General features: G+C 34.2%; 21 protein-coding genes. 13 read left to right on the forward strand and 8 right to left on the reverse strand.

Going from position 1 to position 21,880, the window contains the following annotated elements:
- Nucleotides 1-234: ankyrin repeat domain-containing protein (locus tag H0X48_03890; protein ID MBA3954432.1), on the forward strand; the 234-nt coding region annotated here is incomplete at its 5' end.
- Between the two features lie 78 nt (nucleotides 235-312).
- On the opposite strand, the gene H0X48_03895 is transcribed toward H0X48_03890, so the two are convergent.
- Nucleotides 313-1,062, reverse strand: a complete 750-nt coding sequence (locus H0X48_03895; protein MBA3954433.1) for an HAD hydrolase-like protein — start codon at nucleotides 1,060-1,062, stop codon at nucleotides 313-315.
- 239 nt (nucleotides 1,063-1,301) lie between these two features.
- Between H0X48_03895 and H0X48_03900 the strand changes: the two genes are divergently transcribed.
- The 3 genes from H0X48_03900 to H0X48_03910 all read left to right on the forward strand — a co-directional run bounded on the left by H0X48_03900 (nucleotide 1,302) and on the right by H0X48_03910 (nucleotide 9,599).
- A complete protein-coding gene (locus H0X48_03900) occupies nucleotides 1,302-6,116 on the forward strand; it encodes an ankyrin repeat domain-containing protein (GenBank protein MBA3954434.1) in 4,815 nt (1,604 codons plus the stop codon).
- A gap of 27 nt (nucleotides 6,117-6,143) precedes the next feature.
- Entirely contained in the window at nucleotides 6,144-7,760 is a 1,617-nt protein-coding gene (locus tag H0X48_03905; GenBank protein MBA3954435.1) for an ankyrin repeat domain-containing protein, read from the forward strand.
- A 297-nt stretch (nucleotides 7,761-8,057) separates the two neighbouring features.
- A complete protein-coding gene (locus H0X48_03910) occupies nucleotides 8,058-9,599 on the forward strand; it encodes an ankyrin repeat domain-containing protein (protein ID MBA3954436.1) in 1,542 nt (513 codons plus the stop codon).
- Between the two features lie 58 nt (nucleotides 9,600-9,657).
- On the opposite strand, the gene H0X48_03915 is transcribed toward H0X48_03910, so the two are convergent.
- The gene (locus H0X48_03915) at nucleotides 9,658-10,029 is read right to left on the reverse strand and encodes a hypothetical protein (GenBank protein ID MBA3954437.1); all 372 of its coding nucleotides are present in this window, start codon (nucleotides 10,027-10,029) and stop codon (nucleotides 9,658-9,660) included.
- 107 nt (nucleotides 10,030-10,136) lie between these two features.
- A complete protein-coding gene (locus tag H0X48_03920; GenBank protein MBA3954438.1) occupies nucleotides 10,137-10,784 on the reverse strand; it encodes a ribulose-phosphate 3-epimerase in 648 nt (215 codons plus the stop codon).
- 229 nt (nucleotides 10,785-11,013) lie between these two features.
- Here H0X48_03920 and H0X48_03925 point away from each other — a divergent pair, with 229 nt between their 5' ends.
- On the forward strand, nucleotides 11,014-11,298 hold the full coding sequence (locus tag H0X48_03925; GenBank protein MBA3954439.1) for a co-chaperone GroES: 285 nt from the start codon (nucleotides 11,014-11,016) through the stop codon (nucleotides 11,296-11,298).
- A 35-nt stretch (nucleotides 11,299-11,333) separates the two neighbouring features.
- Nucleotides 11,334-12,983 carry a chaperonin GroEL gene (groL, locus tag H0X48_03930; GenBank protein ID MBA3954440.1) on the forward strand — a complete coding sequence of 550 codons (1,650 nt, stop codon included), beginning with the start codon at nucleotides 11,334-11,336 and terminating at the stop codon, nucleotides 12,981-12,983.
- A 94-nt stretch (nucleotides 12,984-13,077) separates the two neighbouring features.
- On the opposite strand, the gene H0X48_03935 is transcribed toward groL, so the two are convergent.
- Both H0X48_03935 and H0X48_03940 read right to left on the reverse strand, forming a co-directional pair.
- The gene (locus H0X48_03935; protein ID MBA3954441.1) at nucleotides 13,078-13,833 is read right to left on the reverse strand and encodes a hypothetical protein; all 756 of its coding nucleotides are present in this window, start codon (nucleotides 13,831-13,833) and stop codon (nucleotides 13,078-13,080) included.
- A 417-nt stretch (nucleotides 13,834-14,250) separates the two neighbouring features.
- Nucleotides 14,251-15,060 carry a hypothetical protein gene (locus H0X48_03940; GenBank protein ID MBA3954442.1) on the reverse strand — a complete coding sequence of 270 codons (810 nt, stop codon included), beginning with the start codon at nucleotides 15,058-15,060 and terminating at the stop codon, nucleotides 14,251-14,253.
- Between the two features lie 216 nt (nucleotides 15,061-15,276).
- On the opposite strand from H0X48_03940, the gene H0X48_03945 reads away from it, so the two are divergent.
- The gene (locus H0X48_03945; GenBank protein ID MBA3954443.1) at nucleotides 15,277-15,633 is read left to right on the forward strand and encodes a hypothetical protein; all 357 of its coding nucleotides are present in this window, start codon (nucleotides 15,277-15,279) and stop codon (nucleotides 15,631-15,633) included.
- 21 nt (nucleotides 15,634-15,654) lie between these two features.
- Here H0X48_03945 and H0X48_03950 read toward each other — a convergent pair whose 3' ends face one another.
- Nucleotides 15,655-16,479 (reverse strand): hypothetical protein, encoded by an 825-nt coding sequence (locus H0X48_03950; protein MBA3954444.1) that lies wholly within the window; start codon nucleotides 16,477-16,479, stop codon nucleotides 15,655-15,657.
- Nucleotides 16,480-17,043: 564 nt separating this feature from the next.
- Here H0X48_03950 and H0X48_03955 point away from each other — a divergent pair.
- From H0X48_03955 to H0X48_03980, 6 genes are all read left to right on the forward strand, one after another.
- A complete protein-coding gene (locus H0X48_03955) occupies nucleotides 17,044-17,490 on the forward strand; it encodes a hypothetical protein (GenBank protein MBA3954445.1) in 447 nt (148 codons plus the stop codon).
- Nucleotides 17,491-17,673: 183 nt separating this feature from the next.
- Entirely contained in the window at nucleotides 17,674-18,144 is a 471-nt protein-coding gene (locus H0X48_03960; GenBank protein ID MBA3954446.1) for a hypothetical protein, read from the forward strand.
- A 20-nt stretch (nucleotides 18,145-18,164) separates the two neighbouring features.
- On the forward strand, nucleotides 18,165-18,518 hold the full coding sequence (locus H0X48_03965; protein ID MBA3954447.1) for a hypothetical protein: 354 nt from the start codon (nucleotides 18,165-18,167) through the stop codon (nucleotides 18,516-18,518).
- 306 nt (nucleotides 18,519-18,824) lie between these two features.
- Nucleotides 18,825-19,271 carry a hypothetical protein gene (locus tag H0X48_03970; GenBank protein ID MBA3954448.1) on the forward strand — a complete coding sequence of 149 codons (447 nt, stop codon included), beginning with the start codon at nucleotides 18,825-18,827 and terminating at the stop codon, nucleotides 19,269-19,271.
- A gap of 86 nt (nucleotides 19,272-19,357) precedes the next feature.
- The gene (locus H0X48_03975) at nucleotides 19,358-19,684 is read left to right on the forward strand and encodes a hypothetical protein (GenBank protein MBA3954449.1); all 327 of its coding nucleotides are present in this window, start codon (nucleotides 19,358-19,360) and stop codon (nucleotides 19,682-19,684) included.
- 150 nt (nucleotides 19,685-19,834) lie between these two features.
- The gene (locus H0X48_03980; protein MBA3954450.1) at nucleotides 19,835-20,158 is read left to right on the forward strand and encodes a hypothetical protein; all 324 of its coding nucleotides are present in this window, start codon (nucleotides 19,835-19,837) and stop codon (nucleotides 20,156-20,158) included.
- 47 nt (nucleotides 20,159-20,205) lie between these two features.
- Here the strand turns inward: H0X48_03980 and H0X48_03985 are convergent, their stop codons facing one another.
- Nucleotides 20,206-21,417 (reverse strand): hypothetical protein, encoded by a 1,212-nt coding sequence (locus tag H0X48_03985; GenBank protein ID MBA3954451.1) that lies wholly within the window; start codon nucleotides 21,415-21,417, stop codon nucleotides 20,206-20,208.
- Nucleotides 21,418-21,479: 62 nt separating this feature from the next.
- Entirely contained in the window at nucleotides 21,480-21,815 is a 336-nt protein-coding gene (locus tag H0X48_03990; protein MBA3954452.1) for a hypothetical protein, read from the reverse strand.
- Nucleotides 21,816-21,880 lie beyond the last annotated feature (65 nt).

Consider the following 21,880-nt stretch of genomic DNA (forward strand, 5'->3'; position numbering starts at 1 on the left):
TTGCTGCTTAAGGCTGGTGCTGACATTAACGTTCAAGATGAGTACGATGAAACTCCCTTCAATTTAGCAATACGTCGTAAAAATGGTGAAATGGTTAAAGCCTTATTAGAAGCAAACCCAGACCTTGCTATTAAGGATGATACGGGGCTTACTCCATTAGAAGTGGCTTCTAAATCTGCTAAGAATATAGAAGAGATGATTAAAGAATATATAATTGAATCTCGACCGGTTTAAAAGCCGGTGAGATTCAATATAGTCAAATTTGCCTGGATTTACTCTATTAAATGAGATTAAAAGAGATGCCTGCAGTAATTAGTGGCCATTAAATAATTTAAGCTTTACAATAATCTCATCAAGAGATTTAACTTGTAGTGCATGAAGACCAGCCTTATTAGCACTTTCAATATTGGTATCATTATTATCTATAAATACTATTTGTTTTTGATCAAGATTTTGATTTTCAAGATATTTTTTAAATCCTTCATAGAATATTTTCTGTGGCTTATGAACATAATGATTTTTAGCAGATGGTATATAAACACCATCAAATAGATCAAGTAATGTTGGATATTTTTCTTTAAGTGTTTTTAAAGCTGAAGGCCAAATGTTAGAGAGAATAAAGCATTTATAGCCCAGATGTCTTAAAAGCTTAAGGGCACTAACGTTCTTTTTATCCAGCCATTGTGTTGTCATAAGTTCAATAAAAAGAGGCTTAAGGCCTTTAAACTGTCGATGTTGTTCGATAAATTCATCAAAAGTTTGTTCAGATATTGCCTCATTTTTGAAAAGACTTACCAATGAATAAAATCCCACTGGATGAAATAAAAACTTAAAAAAGCGACGTTTAGGAAACTTATCCCAAAGCATAGAAGCTATTTGAAATCTATTGGGTTTTAAAACTACACCATGAAGGTCAAAGGCAAACAGTGTGGTGGCTGGTTTTACATTAAATAATACTGCATCAAAACAACTTGGTTTCTCTGTGTACCATTGAGAAAATAAAAAGCCTATAAAAGCTCCACAAGCCAAAAATAGTATTTTTTTATGTAAGATCCCCATCATTACCCCTGCTTATAGACTCATATACTATAAAATACCTTATGTAGTAAGTAACATGCAAGATATTTAACTTATACGCTGCGTGTTACATTCTGATAGTATATTTCAAACATAAATCCAGAATTATACATGATCATAATATGCATTTAGTCAATTATAAAATTGACATTTTATTGTTAAAGTATATAATTATATTATATTAACAGTAAATTTAAATATCAAAAAAAGAGTAGGTGTCATTTATGAAATTATATAGTTTGCTTATACTTTCTTTGATCATGATTAACTTCTTGGCTCAAAGTATGCAGCATCTAAATCAAAACTCCAATTCTGTAAGAACTGAAGTCATACAAAGCTCAGTTGCTCCATCGTTACAAAGCTTAATCTCTCCATCAGTGCAACTAATTAGAGAAACGAATGTATTAAATGTGCCTTCAAGTAAAATGGTAGCTACTGCTTTAGAACAAGCGGATTTAGATTGTATTAAAAAGTTTCCTAGTGATTTCACTCTAATTAAAGATTTAAAAGCATTAAATGATATCTACCAAGCAACTTTTGACTTTGCTTTTAATAATGACTGCGAAGAATATCTTCCTAATTTACCTACAAGAAGAATTTATAATACTTTAGTTTTATATAAAGCTATTAAAAATAATGATACTAGATTGGTAAATTTGTTGCTTAATACGATAAACGAGACTAAAGAAATTGATCTTAAGTTTAAAGATAATTCTGGTCAAACTATGTTAAATAGAGCTCTCTCAAATGGTAACGAAGAAATTGCTGCGTCATTGTTGAAATTAGCTATCTTAACTAAAAACGAAGAAATGGTCCGAGTATGGTTTGAAGAAAATAGAGAGCAGTTAAAAAAAGATTTAACTGAAAGTTTTCCTCATTGTAAGATTGAAAAACATCATTTAGAAAAGATGGTTCTTTGGGTTATAGAACATGGAGCTATTGATGCTCTTGATACTAATGCAAAGTCACTTTTAGATTATGCTATTGAAGAATGTAACGATGCATTACTCTACTTTTTAATCAAAAATGGCTTTCAAAATCAAATGCATATTTTCAATAGAGTTTTTCAGTCTAAAGAAAAGATATCATTTTTACAAAATGCGGTTGAAGAGTGTAATACTTCATTTAGAAAATACGCGGATCTAGATTGTATTAAAAAATTATCTGCTCAATTAATTTCTAAAGATAGGGATAATGCAGATACTACGTCTGGTAGTGAAAGTAATTGTGATATTTTAGTTTTGCATAAGGCTCTTAAGAATGATCATACACTGTTGGCTAGGTTATTAATTAATGAAATGGGCTCAATTGAACCACTCGAGGGAGATTATTCCAATCAACAGCGGTTTAGATCTATTTTAAGTGATAATGAAAATATACTTAAGATACTATTAGAAATAGCTGTTTTAGATAAAAATGAAGAAATGATCCGATTATGGTTTGAAAACAGAGCTGAAGAATTTGAAAACAATAAATTTGACCGTCATGGTTTGAAAAAAGTTGAAAAGCACCACTTAGAAAAAGTTATTTGGTGGATGATTCAGTATGGGGATATTAATATTCGTGATTGCAATGGAAAGTCAGTCTTAGATTATGCTGCGCAAGAAAATAATGCTAAATTATCAAGGCAAGGTAATCGTATAGTTAATGAGATGTTGCTAAAATTTCTCGAGAAACAAGGCTTTCAAATGTATGGGCATACATCTCGTGAAAGTATACCATCTTCAGCTAAAGCTATTGAAAAAATAGAAGAGCATAATTATGTATTATTGGATTTTTTAATTAAAGCTCTTCTTGAGCTTACTTCTTGGAGTTCTCAGAATTCTTTCTTACCTATAAAAACTATACTATCAATAGAATCTTTAAAAAAAGCTCCTGAATCTATATATTTAGGCCAATTATTAAATGGTAATACGGGTGATTTGCAGGCTGCTAACAATACATTATTGAATAGAGCTCTTGAGCAAAATAACCCTTATTTGATAAGTTTTTTAATTAAACGTGGTTCTTTGTTTAAAACTTATACTCAAACAGAAATTGCAAAATTTTTAAGTAAAGCTATTGATTTACTTTGTCCTTGGCTGGTACGTGAAATAGCTGCATTAAAATGTTTAGCAGAGCGTTCTGGAGCATACTTAAATCCTATAAAAAAAGTTATTGAAAAAAGTAAACTTCCTTTAAACCAAAAAGATAAAGAGACATTAAAAGATATTACGTTGTCTTTGCGTGACTATTGGGATGCAAATTTTGTCTACCTTGAAGAAGCACCTTCATATGTTACACAACAAATTCTTTCTGAACTTGCTTCTTGTGATATGAGTGATATTAGTAATAGCTCTGGTTGCTTTGTTTTTAACTCAATTCAATCCCATTTAGAACGCCTCAAAAAAAATGCAGAATATACACTTGACTCATCAGTTAAACCTGGACTTAAAGAACCTAGTCAACAAATCATAGAGCGATACTTTGAAGATCATGAGCTGGCAGTTATACGTAGTTCTACCATAAAGAAAATACATTATCTTGCTAATTTACCAGAAAACAGCAGTACAATTAATGAGATTATGGATCTTATCAAACAAAAACAGGTTGATATTGATGTTTTAGCTTATGGTAAGAAATCTCCATTGTATATTGCTCTTTTCAATAAAAATAAAGAAATAGCTTTTAGGCTCATTAAGCATGGTGCTGATGTTACTATTCAAACGGATGAAGGCATTTCACCTTTAGATTTAATTTATATGCACAACTACGCTGATATAGCTAAGTGGTTAAGTGAAAACAAAGACATACGTCCATCTATTGATAGAACCGTTCCTGAAGTTGGAAAGCTGTTTTATTGGGCTGCTGAGCATGGGTATACTCAATTAATCGAAATTATGCTTAATCGAACTACTATTAGCCATTATGACACTATACTTCCTGCTGATTTAGTTTATGGCATTAATTATCATGGGTTAACACAGCAAGCAATAAATGACCGAAGTTATCAAAGAGATGATGATAATGGTGGATCAACAACTTATAACAAAGATGCAAAGCAAGTCATACTTAAAAAAAGGCATACAACAGCTTTACACTTAGCTGCTTGTAATTATCATGAGCCTATAGTTACATTATTGCTCTCTAATGATATTCCATACGTTGATCCTGTAAATGAACGGGGAATGACTCCGTTACATTGCCTTATGCAAAAAAGAATACTTGATGAAGAGGAAAAGCAAAAAGCTTTAACTGTTGCGCGTTTGTTGATTGATAAGGGTGCAAACATAGATGCTCAAGATGACAGAAAAATAACACCCTTGCATTATGCTGTTAAATCTAGTTGTTTATTAAGAGCAGCATTTATGCTTGATGCTGGTGCTAATAGTAATGTTCAAGATGAGTACGGTGATACTCCATTGCATTCCCTTATGAAGAGGGGGATTGTTAGTGCACTTAGCAAAAAACAGTTAGAAGAAGTTCTGTCTGTTGCTCGCTTATTAATCCATAAGGGAGCCAACATTAATGCTCAAAATGATGAAAAGAAAACACCTTTGCATTATGCAGTTGAATCAGGTTGTTTATTAAAGATCGCATTAATGCTTGAAAATAATGCTGATGTTACTATTCAGGATCAGTATGGCCATACTCCCTTATATTATGTTGTTAATAAAGAAATTGACAGTAAAGAAAAAACAGAAAAAAATCTATCTATTGCTCGCTTACTAATTAGTAAAGGGGGTAGCATTGACGTTCAAGATAAGCAAGGTAGTACGCTATTACATTGGGCCACACAAAATAATTATAGAGCTTTAGCTCAGTTGTTAATTGAAAAAGGAACTAGTGCTAATATTCAAGACTTTACGCATTGTACTCCCTTGCATTATTTCATTAAAAACGTTCCTCTTATATTAAGAAGCAAGGCAATTGACGTTAGAGAGGTTTTTTCTATTGCCACTCTATTGATTAGTAAAGAAGCTAATATTAACGCTCAAGATGTTGAGAAAAAGACATGTCTGCATTATGCAGTTGAATCTGGTTGTGTGTTAAGTGTTAACTTTATGATCAAAGCAGGTGCTGATGTTAATATTCAAGATAAGAATGGTTGTACTCCATTACATTTAGCACTTAGTCTTAAAAATAGTGAAATGGTTGATATGTTACTAAAAGTACATCCTAATCTTTCTTTAAAAGATGAGAGAGGATTTACTGCATTAGACGTAGCTTGTCAGTTGTCTAAAGATATCACTAATGGTTTAGTAGCGATAACTAATAAAATCACTCATAAATTAGAAAAAGACAAGAGTTGGGCTCTCAGGGTAGAAGACGAAGAGAAACAGCTTAAATTATTATTAAAAGAGGCCTCTCAATTACCTAATAAGAATATAATCAATAGGTTACTACTAGAGGAAAATAATGAACCTACTTCAGTGCAAATGGTCTATGAATTATTTGAAAGTTTCAAAGTTAGTATTAAACAAACTTTGGATTTACTCAAGTACCTTTCTAATGTTCGGCTAGATGAAGAAAAAAAACGGTTACATACTGCAGCAGAACATAACTCTGCATCAGAAATTGAATATCTTATTGAAGATGGTGCTGATATTAATTCTCAAGATGAAAGAGGCTGTACTCCATTACATGTGGCAATTAGCTGTAAAAGTGTTAGAGTCTTTCAGATGTTATTAAAAGCAAGTCAAAACCTTAATTTTACTATAAAAGACCAATCTGGATGTACTCCATTAGAGTTAGCTTATCAGTTAGTTAAAGATAAACTCCCTGTACTCTTACGAGCAAAGAGTAAGTTTGCTGATATGCTAAAAGAGAATGGTAGAGTTACTATACAAGATATGAATAATCTTAAGTCATCTTTAGGTAATTGTTATCTATCTAATTTTATCATGAAAAGTTTATTACTTGATAAAAACTTTCCTAAAGAAAAGATTGAACGTGCTTTTTTTGATTTAGTTAACCAATTATATAAAGAGGCGGAGACTAGCGTTAAAGAAGCTCGTGCTCTATTAGATAGTGTAACGGTTGATAAAATAGCAGATTAATAGACGTTAAAAAGGATTAAACATAAAATGATAGGTTACTTTAGATTAGTATCTCTTTGTATACTTGCGACTTCTTTAAGTTATAGCATGCATACTCCACTCACTGCTGCCGATAATCAGCTAATAAATGCTGTAAAAAAAGGGAATTATGTTCTAGTTCAAAAATTACTCCATGAGGGTGTTAGTAGCAATACGCATACAAGTCAGTATATAAGTTTATTGCATTATGCAGCATTCAATGGTAACGCTACTCTAGTTCAACTTCTCCTTGATCACAATGCAGATGTGCGTGCTCAAGACTATAAAAACAGGGTCCCTTTACATTGGGCTGTATCTGCATCTAAGAATCAAGTCAAGGTAATCGAATTATTACTTGAAAAACATGCAGAAGTTGATGCTCTTGATGAAAACGATTCAACTCCGCTACATTATGCTGCATATTTAGGTTCTATGTCTGCTGCTAAGGCTTTATTAAATGATGGTGCAGATAGTAATGCTGAAGACTATGATATTAAGACCCCATTATACATTGCTGCTGAAAGGGGCAAGGCGGATGTAGTGGTGTTGTTACTTCAAAATGGTGCTGATAGTACTATTACAACTAATCAGGGTCGAACGGCTTTAGATGGCGCTATACTTAGTGGTGAAACTGAAAGTGTTAGGGTTTTACTTGAACAAAGTATAGATGGTGAGGATACCCTTAATAAGTATGGCAAACTGTTGCATGGAGCTGTAAAATCTGGCCATGCTCCTTTAGTGAAGTTTTTGCTTGATAAAGGAGCACAAGTTAATGCTCGTGATGATGAAAATTCAACACCGCTACATTGGGCTTCATATAACGGCTATGCTGAAGCAACCAAAGTGCTTCTTCAAAACAGTGCTGATGTTAATGCTCTTGATAATTTAGGTACGACTCCGTTACACTATGCTGCACAAGAAGGAGATCAAGCGATGGCGCAGCTACTCATTGAGAGTGGTGCTCATGTTGATCTTCAAGATAGTTCAGGTGCAGCGCCATTACATAAAGCTGTACAGAATGGTTTTAGAGGTTTAGCTGAATTACTGCTGGAAAAAGGTGCTAATGTTAATGCTGCAGGTAATATAACTACAACACCAATACGCATTGCGCTTAAAAATGGAGATAGAGTAATAGTAGAAATATTGTTAGATTATAATGTACAAATACCTACTGCTTTACGCTCTAATGCATTAGTAAGTCAAGCGCAAAATAATAGATTTAATCTTTCTCATGCAAGAGATTTTAAAACGATAGCACAACTATTGGGCCAGGGTGCTTATGCATATCCTGCAATTAAATTACTTGTGGGCACCAAACGGCAAGTACTTTTTAAGGCTATTGAAACTAATGACATTAAAACTGTCTCAAGCTTATTAAAAGAAGGTTTTACTTTAAATACCTGCGATAAAGAGGGTAATACTCTTCTTCATAAGGCTCTACAAAAAAATAGGCCTACTATTGTAAGGCTCTTGCTTTTTTTAGGAGCTTATAAACATATAGACAAACCTAATAACCAAGGCTTAAGTCCCTTGCTATTGATGCTTTGCCGCGATAACCATACTCTAACGTTATTAACTCGGGTTTGTAAAACTAGTCCTCAAAAGCGTAAAACAGTTATACAATGAAATACCTGATTGAGGAAGTACATCACAACAAGATATCTGTTAGCTGTTTGTTTATAGTGATTGTTCAACAGTATTAGTTTGTGGCAAGCAGCTTGAACATTAGGTACTAAAACCGTTTTGTAAAAATAATGATGAGAATGGTAAACCTATAGATGGCAAAATAAAACATGCTAGTAGCTAACATATATTATAGCTAAAGTACAATTGCTAATTGGGAGCTGAATTTTGTAGTCTTAAATAGACTAAGAATTCAGCTCATTTTTATTTAGATGGTCTAAAAATTAATTGGATAGTGGTATGAAACTTTACAAAACAGTTTTATGTATGCTTATTGCTTCTTTAATTGTTGCACTACATGCTCAGGTAGATTTTAGTGATAAACCAGGTTTACCCGATACCAAATCAGACCAGTATGTCATAATACAAGAGCATGATAACAAAGATATCAAGCTTGGGCAGCGTACAAAAAATATAAACCGATTGCATGCTGCAGCGTTTAATGGTGACTATGCGTTATGCACTGTATTGCTTGAGGATGGTGTTGACTGCAATGCTCAAGATAGAAAAAAGAGAACGCCACTCCATTTAGCATCCTCTAAGGCACGACTTGAAGTAATGGATCTCCTACTTGAACGCGGAGCATTAATTAATGCTTGTGACAACTTAGCTTTAACACCGTTACATTATGCTGTTGAAGAAGGTTCTGGTCCAGCTGTTTTCTTATTGTTAGATAATCGAGCACAAGTAAATGTACAAAACAACTCGGGAGAAACACCACTTCACTGGGCTATAGCTGAAAAACATAAAGATATAGTAACGGCTCTTTTGAGCAACAAAGCTCAAGTAGATCTGGTAGATAACGCAAAGAGAACGCCCTTGCATTGGGCTATTTACAATGATCAAATAGAAATAGCTCAATTGCTTCTTGCAAATGGTGCGGATAGTAATGCTTATGATCACCAAGCTATAACGCCATTGCATGTTGCAGCTATTGAGGGTAACGCGAGTATGGTAGAAATGCTTATCGATAAAAATGCTTGTGTTAATGTAAAAGATAGTAAAGGCAGAACAGCATTGTATTTAGCTGTATCTACAAATAAGAGTGCACTAGTTAACCTGCTTTTAGAAAAAGGTGCAGAGGTAAATGCTCAGACTGCTCAAGGTGTAACTTCTCTTTATAAAGCAGCAGAAAAAAATTATCTAAAAATGGCTGAGCTTTTGTTGCAAAAAGGAGCTACTGTATATACTAAAACTAATAGGGGCATAACACCATTGCATAGGGCTGTAGCTAAAGGTAATAGAATGTTAGTTGAATTACTTTTAAGTTACTATACAGCTTCAGCCCAAATTCCTTCTAAATTATGTTCAAAACCACTTATACAGCAAGCACAAGAAAATATATACAAGCTTTCCCAGGCGGCAGATTTTAAGTCTATAGCCCATTTATTAGCCCAAGGGGCGTATCCTAACGCAGCTATAAAAGCGTATGTTGCTAGTAAGCAAAAAAGACTTTTTAAAGCAATTAAGAACGACAACGTTGTTAAAGTTATAAAGCTTCTCAAAAAAGGATTTCCGCTCAATACTTGTGACGAAGAGGGTAATGCTTTAATTCATAAAGCTATACAATCAAATAGCCTAGAAACGGTAAACTTGTTATTTTTTTTAGGTGCGTATAAATCTTTAGATAAAGTTAATACTAAAGGCTTAACGCCGATACACCTATTGCTTGCCAACGATAAGCTGGAGTTACTTGCGCCTGTTTTCCACAGTTCTGATACTATAGAGCAACAAAATGGCAAAAGAAAGCAATCAGATAGTTACATTAAACATGACACGTAGAAAGAGGCTCGATTAGTTGAGCCTCTTTCTACGTAAAGTTATTTATTTTTAGAACAAATTAAGCACGTGCTTCTATTCTTTCCGTAGCTGTTCTATCAGCATCTAAAGAAGATGTGCTATAACCGTTGCTATAACCCTTGCTATAACCAACTAAATTATGCCATGTATCTTTTGCTTTTTGCCAAGCATTATAAGCCATATTTGTAGCCCAGCTTGTATTTTGATTTGCTGTAGCTGAATCGCTTTCTTTGTTAGCATAATAAGAAACGTCTGATTTAGCATCCTGATAAGCGTCTTTGCCTGCTTCTTTAAGGTTATGGGCAGTGTCTTTTGCATTGTCTTTTGCAGCTTCTAGGTTAGAATTTCCATACTGTGAAGCAATCGAGGTGAAAGCTATAAAGCTAAGAGCTAATGTTAATAATCTTTTCATAAATGTCCTTTTCTTGATAAATTTTGATAAATAATTATGATAACGTGATCAAAGTTTTCTCTTTACTTATAGTATAAAATATTATCTTTTGAAAAAACAAGTAATTTTTAAAAAGATAATATTTTCAATGCTTGAATATGGTTTGGTGCGTCAAAAATAGCAGATGCTACTGCAAGTTGGTTTGCACCATAAGTAACACATGCTTGAATATTATTTTTATTGATGCCGCCGTCTAGTGCTATGGTAAAATCAAGATTATGTGCTTGTCTAAAGAGATGTAAGGCTTGCAGCTTTTCTAGTGTATGGGGTAAAAAATGTTGGCCAGAAAATCCAGGATTAACAGACATAAGAAGTATATGCTCTAGTTTGATAGGCAAGTAAATAAGGGCTTCTAGGGGAGTTTCTGGGTTAAGTGCAATGCTAGGAGTTATATTGCGCGATTTTAAAGTGCGAGCGAGCGCTGCAATTGAGCTGTGTGTTGGGCTTTCTATATGTAAAGACACAATATCTCCTGGGTACAATTCTAAAACGGAAAGATACTTTTCAGGATACTCAACCATAAGGTGTATCCACAGTTTCTTGGAAGTCTTTTTTCTTATAGCTTTTATAAAAGCTGGACCCCAGGTTAAATTTGGTACAAACGCAAAATCCATCACGTCTATATGAAAGCCCGCGCAGTAGGGCTCAAGTTCTTGTATATCTTTTTCAAGATTGAGCAAGTTGGCTGAAATTAACGAAGGAAACAAACTGACCATGACATATCTTTCAAAGCATTTTATACTAGAGATTATCTAAAAGCATACAAGCCATTTTTAGTAGTATCATATTTAGCTTGTAAAGTATACCAGTGGGATCTCTTAGTTTTATTTTATAAAAAATATGAGTGAGTTCGTATAAAATAATTGCAGAAAAAAGTAGTTTTGGTATACTTAAAACAAAGTAAAAACAGTGTAATTAAAGAACATTTCAAGTGAAGGGGAAAGTATGGTTGAAAAAATTCGTCCTTTATATGATCGCGTGTTGGTCAAGCGTCTTGCTCATGAAGAAAAGACAGCTGGGGGAATAATTATACCTGATGTAGCAAAAGAAAAAGCTCAAACAGGACAAGTAATAGCAGTAGGTACTGGTCGTCTTGCAGGCGAAAAAATGCTTCCTCTACAAGTAAAAATAGGTGATATAGTATTCTTTGGTAAATATTCAGGCACTGAAGCTGGTGGTGAATACGTTATTGTCAAAGAAGATGAAATATTGGGCATAGTAGAAAAATAATAAAATAATAAAACAAAATAAAGAGAGATATACTTATGGCAAGTAAAAGAATTCTTTTTGGTGTCGATGCGCGCCAAAGATTAGCACAAGGTGTTGATATCCTAGCTAATACGGTAAAAGTAACCCTCGGGCCCCGTGGTCGCAATGTAGCTTTTGAAAAAAAGTTTGGCGGCCCAGCTGTTACTAAAGATGGTGTAACAGTAGCTAAAGAAATTGAATTAGCTGATCCTGTAGAAAATATGGGCGCTCAAATAGTTCGTGAAGCTGCAAGCAGAACTGCTGATGTAGCTGGTGACGGTACTACAACAGCTACCGTACTAGCTCAAGCTATTTTTAGAGAAGGTAATAAGTTTGTAACAGCTGGCGCTAACCCTATGGAGTTAAAGCGCGGTATCGATAAAGCTGTAGCTGCAGCTGTTAGTTACATTAAAAACTTGTCTAAAAAAGTAAGCAGTAAAGAAGAGATTGAACAAGTAGCGACTATATCTGGCAACTCTGATACGTTTATTGGCGAGCAAATTGCTCAAGCTATGGAGCGTGTTGGCAGAGACGGAGTTATTACTGTTGAAGAAGCTAAGGGCATGGAAAGCGAACTTTCTGTTGTAGAAGGCATGCAATTCGATCGTGGCTATCTGTCTCCTTATTTTGTAAGCGATGCTGAAAAGATGGAAGCTGTTCTTAACGATGCTTTAATTTTATTGTTTGAAAAGAAAATTTCAAGCATGAAGTCATTGCTTCCGGTACTTGAACAAGTTGCAAAATCTGGTCGCGCACTTATGATTTTAGCTGAAGATGTTGAAGGTGAAGCTCTTGCTACATTAGTAGTAAACAAGCTTCGTGGTACTCTTAACATAGTAGCTGTTAAGGCTCCTGGTTTTGGTGACCGTCGTAAAGCTATGTTGGAAGATATTGCTATCTTAACAGGTGGTACGTTAATTTCAGAAGACATTGGTCTTAAGCTTGAAAATGTAACGTTAACTGATTTGGGCCGTGCTAAAAAAGTGGTAGTGACAAAAGATCACACTACTATTATCGAAGGTTTTGGTAGCGAAGAAGCTATTAAAGGCCGCGTAATGCAAATTAAGGGTCAAATCGAAAATACGTCTTCTGATTATGATAAAGAAAAACTTCAAGAACGTTTAGCTAAGCTTTCTGGTGGTGTAGCGGTAATCAAAGTTGGTGCAGCTACTGAAACTGAAATGAAAGAAAAGAAAGATCGGATTGAAGATGCTTTACATGCAACTCGCGCAGCAGTTGAAGAAGGTATCGTTGCTGGTGGTGGAGTAGCATTGCTACGTGCCCAAGAAGCGGTAAGCAAATTACAACTAGTAGGCGACGAGCAGCTTGGCGTACAAATAGTCCATAGAGCTTTAGAAGAGCCTATGAGAATTATAGCATCTAATGCTGGATACGAAGGTTCTGTAATTATCAACAAAATACGTATAGAAACTGGCAATATAGGCTTTGATGCAAAAGCTGGAATTGTTGTTGACATGATTAAAGCTGGTATTGTTGATCCTGCAAAAGTGGTAATATCAGCATTGCAAAATGCATCGTCAAGTGCAGGGCTTTTACTTACTACAGAATCTGTAATAACTGAAGTTCCAGAAGCTACTAAAGAATCAAGTCACCCTCATGGTCATGGTGGCCATGGCGGTGGTATGGGCATGCCTGGCATGTATTAAGAGTATCTTCTAGTAGTTGAAATTATAAAGGCCCGATTTAAATCGGGCCTTTTATGTATAGTTTAATAGGTTATTATTTTTGATACCCTATATACTATCTTTTATCAGAATACATCTTTGCCATGTCTGCTAAAAAATCAGAGAATACTTTTTCTCTAGGTGCATTTTGTCTGCTATTTAGTAATAACTTCTGCAGTTCTTGGTAAGTCTTATCTTGTGTTTTTTCATAATGCTCTTGTGCTCGAGAAGCCAACATTTCTAGATCTCCATCAGAAAAGCTACCTTGTGGATGTGAACCAAGTATTCTAGATGCAAAATCGATAAGGCCAATGTCTGCTGCTTGGTATAATGCTGTGCCCGCCGTTGCAGGGTTTTGTCTTATTAAGTCTTTTATACGCTGATGATTGCTAAAAACTTCAATCACATTTTTAAGCTTTTCAATTAAAAAAGCTTTACTTTGTCTTGTTTCTGGCTTGTCTAACTGTTGAAGAAGTTGTTGTACTCTAGAACGTGCATTACCTGTGGAGGCTTCATGATCCAGGAATCCTTCAATAACACTTATATCCTGGATGACTTTATCAGGGTTAATTGCGTTTTCTAGAGGAGTAACGCCTCCTAATTCTTTATTATTAACATCCGCTCCCCGATAAACGATTAAGTAATTTATCATGTCAGGTGTGGTAGCATAATACAGTAACTTATTTACTATACTTTTGCTGTTAGGATTATTTTTCAACGCTTCTGCAATTGCTTGTGTATTATTAGATTTTGCAGCCTCTATGAGCTTTCGGTCTAATGTCATTGCTTTATTAGAGGTTACATCGTCCATTAAAGCTGCACCTATGGTCATTATTTTCAGTGATAGCAAGGACAAACTTGATAAGATGAGAGTAGTTTTAAAAATACATTTTCTCATTGGGATTCCTCTTTTAGGTTATAATTTTAAGTGTTTTACTATTATAAGTATATTATTGATTATTTCTATATGTCAATAAAATTATATGTATTTTGGTTTAAAACAGTAAAATTATGGATGGTAATTTCATCACATAGCGTAAGGCTAAATTGTAGATGTCTATGAACACGACAAGCCTTTATAGGTGAAATTCTGAGGTTGCTAAAACAGGGTATTAACACGATCATGCCAATCTTGGTGGTATGGGTATGCTAGGCTTGTACTAAGAGTATCTTCTGGCAGTTAAAAAGTATAAAAGGCCCGAGAGATCGGGCCTTTTATCTGTAAAATCATAAAAATAAGTATATTCTACTATTTTCCAATAAAACTTATTACATCTTTAGGTAAACCTGTATAGCCTAAAGCACCAGTTTTAGAGATGCCTAATTCTGGACCAGTGAGGCCAAGCTGGAATTTAAGAGAGCGACCTTTTTCTTGTAATAATGTAACAATTTTTTTATAAGCGTTATCTTTAATCTTGGTATATTGTTCGTTGGCAATTTTGGCTAACTCTTGCAGCTCTTGATTGCTTGTTGGCTCTGTTTGTAAAATTTTTTGTGTAAGATGTACTAAACCAAGTTTTACTGCTTGTTTTAAAGCTTCTTTAGGATTAGTTTTTCCTTGTTGTATTAAAGTAGGATAATTTTCAAAGATTTCAATTAAGACTTTTGCTCCCTCTATTGTCTCTTCGTTATTAAACTCTTTTCCATCTTTAAGTACCTGTTGTGCTGCTTGCAAAGGAGTTTGATTAGCGTTTTCTTCGGTTAACGATGCTCCATTTTCTAATAAAGTCTCAATAATACCTAATTGATTTTCTTGGGCTGAAAGAATTTTTGCTAGAAGAGGTGTCATGCCATTATATGCTCTAGCGTTAATTTTTGCTCCCTTATCAATTAATAATTGTGCCATTTCGGGTGTATCCGCTTGATGAAGCAAGGTGGTAGAATTGCCTCCGCTATAGGGGATATTTTCATTAACATCAAATCCCTTATTTAAGGCTTCTTTAACTGCTACTATATTATTAGATCTCGTTTGATTAATTAGTTGTTGCGAAGGGTTCATTGCATGTAGAGATGATGAGAATAGGACTAAAGTAGTAACTATAAAAATATAGTTTTTCATATAATGCTTCCTTATTAATTAAGATTTTTATTATTAATTTTATATATTAATTTCCAATTTGTCAATAAATTTATACAAAAAAGCGTTTAACTAGGCTTTGTTATTGCCTAATATACGTGCTCGATAAAATAGATTTCTGTTTACTTTTTTGCTATGATTATGCAATAATTACTAATATAATTAATTCTTAAGGCGGCAATAATAAAGAGGAAAATCATGAAAAAATTAATTTTATTAATAGTCTGTGTTGGGATATCTAATATTAAAGCTTATACATGGACTATAAATAATAAAACAAAGGAAAGTTTAGTTGTCACTGTGCAAGCAAAGTTGCCTGTACTTGAGTCAAAACCATCAGCTTACGGTGCTTCTATTAAACCTAATTCAGTTGGACAAATTAGTACTGGAGCCCGCTGTGGAGTTGAAGTTGATATACAAGGCTCATTATCTCACTCTGCAGTATGGAAACCAGAAGATAACGTTCCTTATCAATGTGGGGGACCAACTATAGTTGTAGAGCCTGCTGCTACAGGAACTGGTTTTAAGCTTACTACAACTTATGATTGGTTATAAAAGTTTTTAGGATACGCTAATTTAACGGATTCCTGCTAGGTAAGCAAGATTATCAAGTTCGGTTTTATATTTACTGTAGGGCCGCGGTAAAAATGCATCTACGTAAAAGTTTTTACGCACCAAGTGAGGCTTATAGTGCAGTGGCGCTGAACTAGCTTTTCTATTATCGAGTATTCTGCGTTTATCAAGAAGACCGAGTGTGTCATTAAGCTTAGTGCATTCTGTTTTATAAAATTTCCAATTGACTAACGTATGATAGAGTATTGTTTCATCGGTATCAAATCCTAAGCCCATGCTGGCCCAGCGTTCTACAATTGTTGGTATATCTTCAACTGTTTGTATATCAAACAGCTTTTTAAAGACCTGTCCTTTGGCTGCTACATAGCACATTGGGTAGCGTGGTGTAGTTTTGCCGTAACACCAGTTGTTATACACGATAAACTGGTTATCGGGTACTGAAGCAATTGTATTGACAAAGTAGCTGCGTTGTAAGGGTAGTTGGTCAATATCAGAGATAATGCAACCGTCGTTTGGAAAATAAGCTGGTAATAGGAGTCGTATTACTTGTGCGTAAAGGCCATCAGGTACACCTGGCAGTGGCTTAAAACGAATAACGTCTCCTAGGCTTTCATCAATTTTGACGTCTTCGTCAGCTATAAGGGCAAGTGTAGGTTTAATGCCTATAAGTTGTGTCCATGCTTTGGCTACGTAAGGCCAAAATTCTATGTATAAGGGATTATTATTAGTAGCTAGTATTACTCTGTCTAGTTTTAATGCCTGTATGGTGTAGGTAGATAAAATAACAGCTACTATACATAAAACATAAGATCTGCTAGTAAGCTTCATGAAATTCCCCTTAAGGTAAAGTTATTCTACTTAACGTTACTATAAAAAGGAGTATCTTAAAAAATCAATAAACTTCTACTTTTAGTCGAATTATGAATTAAAGGGTTGGTTAACTGCATGTTTAAACTTATTTAAACTTACTTATATATTATTAATATAATTAGGTTGGCAATAATTAGAGAAGCAGCAAATATTTTAGATGTGGCTACATCGACTTTACAATCAGTTTTTATTACTTTAGCATATTATTAAGTCTAAAGGCCTGATCAAAAAACTGAGCTGATAATCTTAAACAGAGTATACAAAAAATATAATGAAACAAGTTACTGTTGCAGTTAAGTTGCGCTTGCATCCTAATTCACTAGCTATATCATGCCTTGATAATTCTATTCATTATTTACCTGTTACCTGCATTATTTTAATAATTGTATAATTTTAATCTTATAATATAATTATAGTTTAAATAATATAATAAATCAATACTTGTCAATATTATTGACTTTATTAATTCAAATATGTAATAATAAAATATAATTATTTAACTTTAAATATAATAGGAAAACTATGAAAAAATTAACACTGGCTGTACTAGCCCTAATTACTTGCGTAACTAACTATACTTTACCCTACGCTTGGACTATCAAGAATGATACTGATGGAGAAATATCAGTCTATGTAATTCGAAAAGGTACTCGTAGAGCAGATGATAAAGCTAAAGCAGTTAAGATACTCTCCAAGAAGCAAGCTGTAATTGACTTAGGTGGGGGTCCAGCAGGCTATTGTGGTAAAGGTGTTGCAGCGGAGGGTCTAACAGGCTCTGTAGCTAAAATGTATGTTGAAGAAGTATATGTATATGACTTTGTAGTGGATCCTGTTGTGATTGTGCCTTTTCCAACAAGTGTTAACTATAAATGTGGTAATCGTACTGTAACGGTAGCTCTGGATCGTGCCACTAACCAATTACGAGTTTATGGGATGGACGACAAGGTAGAAATAAAAACAAAAAAGTAAGATGACCATTGTTTAATCTATTATACGTTTGCAAAAATTCGGGTTTTTTAAGCTCAGGATGAATGCTAGCAAATCTTATGTCGTGCTAAATGCAAAAAGTTATAAGAGTTATATGTTGCACGAGAAGACAAACAAGGATAAAATAATAACTATTATAATTATTTTAATTATTAAAGGAAAACTATGAAAAAATTAACACTGGCCTTAATAGCCATAATTACTTGTGTAACTAATTATACTTTACCCTACGCTTGGACTATAAAGAATAATACTGATGGAGAAATATCAGCCTATGTAATTCGAAAAGGTACTCGTAGAGCAGATGATAAAGCTAAAGCAGTTAAGATACTTTCTAAGAAGCAAGCTGTGATTGACTTAGGTGGAGGTCCTGCAGGCTACTGTGGTGAAGGTGTTGCCGCAGAGGGTCTAACAGGCTCAGTAAATAAAATGTATGTTGAACGAGTATATATAACTGAGTTTAGTCCTGGTTCTATGATTCCTTACCGCCTTAACTATAGATGTGGTAATCATACTGTAACTATCAATCAGACCGCTAAAAATTTACAAGTTGATGGAATGGGGAACGATAAGGCATTCTTTGCAATCGGAGCGGACGACGACGGTACTGAAATAACAACGGTAAAGCCAAAATAAAAATAATACAAAGGATATTTATGAAAAAATTAATAATACTCATGGTTTGCTTTTGCATATCTAATACCTTAGCTTATAAGTGGACAATAAATAACAAAACCGATAAGACAGTAGATGTAAATATAAAAGCAAAGTATCCAGGTATATCCGTATTTACTAAGCCCCAGGACTCTTGGGTTACCGTTAGTCCTAACTCAACAGCTACAATCGATACAGGAACAAAATGTGTAACAGAGGTTAATGTGTGTGGAAATCCTCCAATAACAAGTATATGTCCACAGTGGAGCCCGGCAGTTCTGTTTCAGTGTCCTGACGGCACTGTAAATATAACTTTCAATAAGGACAAAACTGATTTTAAACTTAATATTACCTAGTAACAGGTATAATAAATTCTAAAAAGTACTTACTGTAAAACTATTCTATTTGGCATTTGGAAGAGTGTGGTGACTTGCGTTACCTTTTAAGATTAATGCTTGCAATACGCAGTGGCATAATGTTATTAATTTACATTGATTTGATTAAATTAAAATATAATATTTAATTGATATATTCATTATTTTAACCAATAAATGAACCATGCGAGAAAACTAAAATAGTAATTATTGACTTTATTAATTCAAATATGAAATAATAAATATAAAGGTATATGTATTTATTTTTAAAAATTAAAGGAAAAACTTATGAAAAACGCAAAATTAGTTTTACTAGCTCTAGTAACTTTTGCATTGGGATCAGTCTATGCAGGATGCTATAAATGGAATATTACTAATACTACTGATGGTGAAGTAAATGTTATTATATTACGTAAAGGTACCTTGAGAGCAGATGACGACAAGAAAGGTGTTACCATACAACCTCGCGAAACGAAATCTGTTGATTTAGGTCTTTGTTACTGTGCTGTAGGAGTAATTGCTAATGGTAATAGTGGTCCAGTAGCAGGTTTCTCACAACAAAAGAATTTTAGCATGGTATGCGCAAGTCGTAACGTACGTATAAACCATATTGGAAAACAATATACCTCACCTACTAGCGGTGGTGTAACTGTTGTAACTGCTGGTGGTACTGCAAATACCAGCCAACCACAACTTATTCCAGGAAGTGGGGCACTAGAGATTGTTGTACAGTAAAATATATGATCTATAGTTAAATTATTACTAAAAAGAGAAGGCCTAGCCTTCTCTTTTTAGTAATAATACTTAATAAGGGAAATGCTATGAAGAAAATACTTTTACTTGTTGCCTGTTTTACTATTTCTCATGCTTTAGCTCATAAATGGACAATAACTAACAGCACAAATGTACTTATTAACGTACGGTTAAAAGTGGCTCTTCCTCTTGGGCCTGAAACGTATCTTTCTGAGGTTAATATACATCCCGGATCGTATCGTTTTGTAGATGCGGGTTCCAAGTGTGTAAAAGAGATAGTTGCTCAAGCTCCTCAAATTACACAAGCGATGTGGCATCCTAAAGTTCATTACCATTGTCCGGGAAGCGTTATAGATGTAACTAATGTTAATGGTTTAGATATACGAGTAAGTTAAAAATCTTTTACATTATTTTACTCTTGTACTAATTTATTTGCCTTAAAACTATTTGACACTAACCTACTACTGCCTGTAAACTCAATACGTATTGCTTATGAAGTAATATTTAAAACAGTATGTGTTATAATTTTTTTACAGGGGTATCCTATGACTATTTTAAATAAAAAAGCTTTTGCTTTAGCAGCACTAGTAATGAGCTCAGTTGTTGTTCAAGCAGTTGATAAAGACGATGCAAAGAAGCCGTTAAATGCTAAAAGCCGCGTTGCTATTGTTGCAGAAGGCTTGCTAAAAAGACCTACAGCTTTTTTAAAGAGACAAGATAGAAAAACAGTATACGTAGTTGCTGGTGCAGCTGTTTCAGCAGCGCTTATTGCTTATGCTGTAAAATATTACCAAGCTCAACAAAAGCCTAAACCGGTATATATTGAACCGGTTGCTGAAGTAGTAATCGAACCAGCTATAATTTTATAAAAATTAAAGTTTTAATTTTAAAAGGGTGCCTTAAAAACACCCTTTTTTTACGTGTAAAGCCAAGAGCGCTTTGGGTAATGTACTCCATACGAAAACGGAGTAATAGTATAGTTGCTAAAATAGATTAACGGTAGAATTATGTCTCGTTTTCCCGTTTTATCAGCTTTTTGCCAAACTGCATGAGTTAAAGGCATTACTGCGTGAGTAACTATAGAGGCAAAATTTTTGTCTTTAGTCAGATGGCTTAAATTTGGTGGATTATCTGCAAAGCGTACAATGTTTTTAAGAGTTTCTTGTATAATAGGATGGCCTGCTGTTGCACCTAAAAAAAATACGTCAACTACTAAGGTGCCTTTATCTGGTCCATAGAGTAACCCAAAAAAATCAAACGTATGAGTAAGGCTATCAAGGGGCTCTAGCGGCTCAGTATCAAGGTCTACATAGACGCCGCCAAATGCATTTAAAATCTCTATGCGTAAAATATCAGCTTTAGTTGCATAATTTGTTGCTTTAGTAAATACCGCTTTAATTTGCGGATTTGACCAAGGGAAATTAATCACATCAGCGTTAGTCCATAGTTTATACTGCCAGTTTGGGTGTAATGAACGCCATGCAGCTTGGTATTTTTTATACTCTTCAGGTACTGGTTTAGGACCTATCCAAATCTGGTGTAACTTTTTGGGTATTCGGGTAACTTTATCGGGCTTTATAGCTTTTTCAGGTGAATCTAAAGGGAAGTATTTGGTGTATAGCGCACGTGTGAAATCTATAAATGCTGCAGGAGTAACACCGTTAGGCAACGATGCCTTATACCAGTGCGTTGATATGTTGCCCGGATAGTTTTTTTCTATGCCATTTATAGCATCTTTATAATAGTCACCTGTAGCATTAAGTGATGTAGCGAAGTTGACTTGAAATTGATCAAAAGGGTACGCTTTATCTTGAATAGAGTAGGTTGGCTTGTTGTCTTGATCGGCAATTACTTGAAGATAAGCTTTCTGGGGTGATTTTAGAACTGAATTAATAGTGAGCTGTTGTATAAGATGATCTTTATCTTGAGTAAGTATAAGGCTTGATTGAGGCTTAAGAGCAATTTTTTGTAGAGTATTATCTTTCTTTACAGTAAAAATATAGGTATCTGGCGTAGTATTTTTAAACAGAAATTGGGTTTCTTTTGTTTTATTAAAATTGACAGCTACAATTATGGTACTCATAAAAAAGTATACACTACGTAGCAGTGTATACAGTATTTTTTTCATATAACCCCCAGCATATAAAAAAAGCCAAGGGAAAAGATTTCCCTTGGCATAGTATAAATAACTTATCGTGTCATAGTATCCGTGTTATCCATAGCATCTGTAGCATACATGTCTGCAGGACGACCACGCACTGCATCTGTTCTGTTTGTATCTACATCACGTCTGATTATACCCGTTGTTTTATTTGTATCTAAATCACGTCTAAGTATACCAGTTGTTCTACTTGTATCTAAATTACGTCTCATACCAGTTCTAGCTACATCTGAGCTATACATAGGATTTTCACCTTTATAGCCATATCTGTTAGCCATCATGCCTGATGTATCAGAAGTATTTGCAAAAGCTTGAACTGTCATAAGTGCTACAAAAGCCATTGTTGTGTATGTAAGTGTTTTCATAAAATCTCCTTGTGTGTTTATAATAATAATAAAGTCAGAATAGACTGACCAAATAGTATAAGTGA

Source organism: Candidatus Dependentiae bacterium, assembly GCA_013821315.1.
Taxonomy (GTDB): Bacteria; Babelota; Babeliae; order Babelales; family Babelaceae; genus JACDHA01.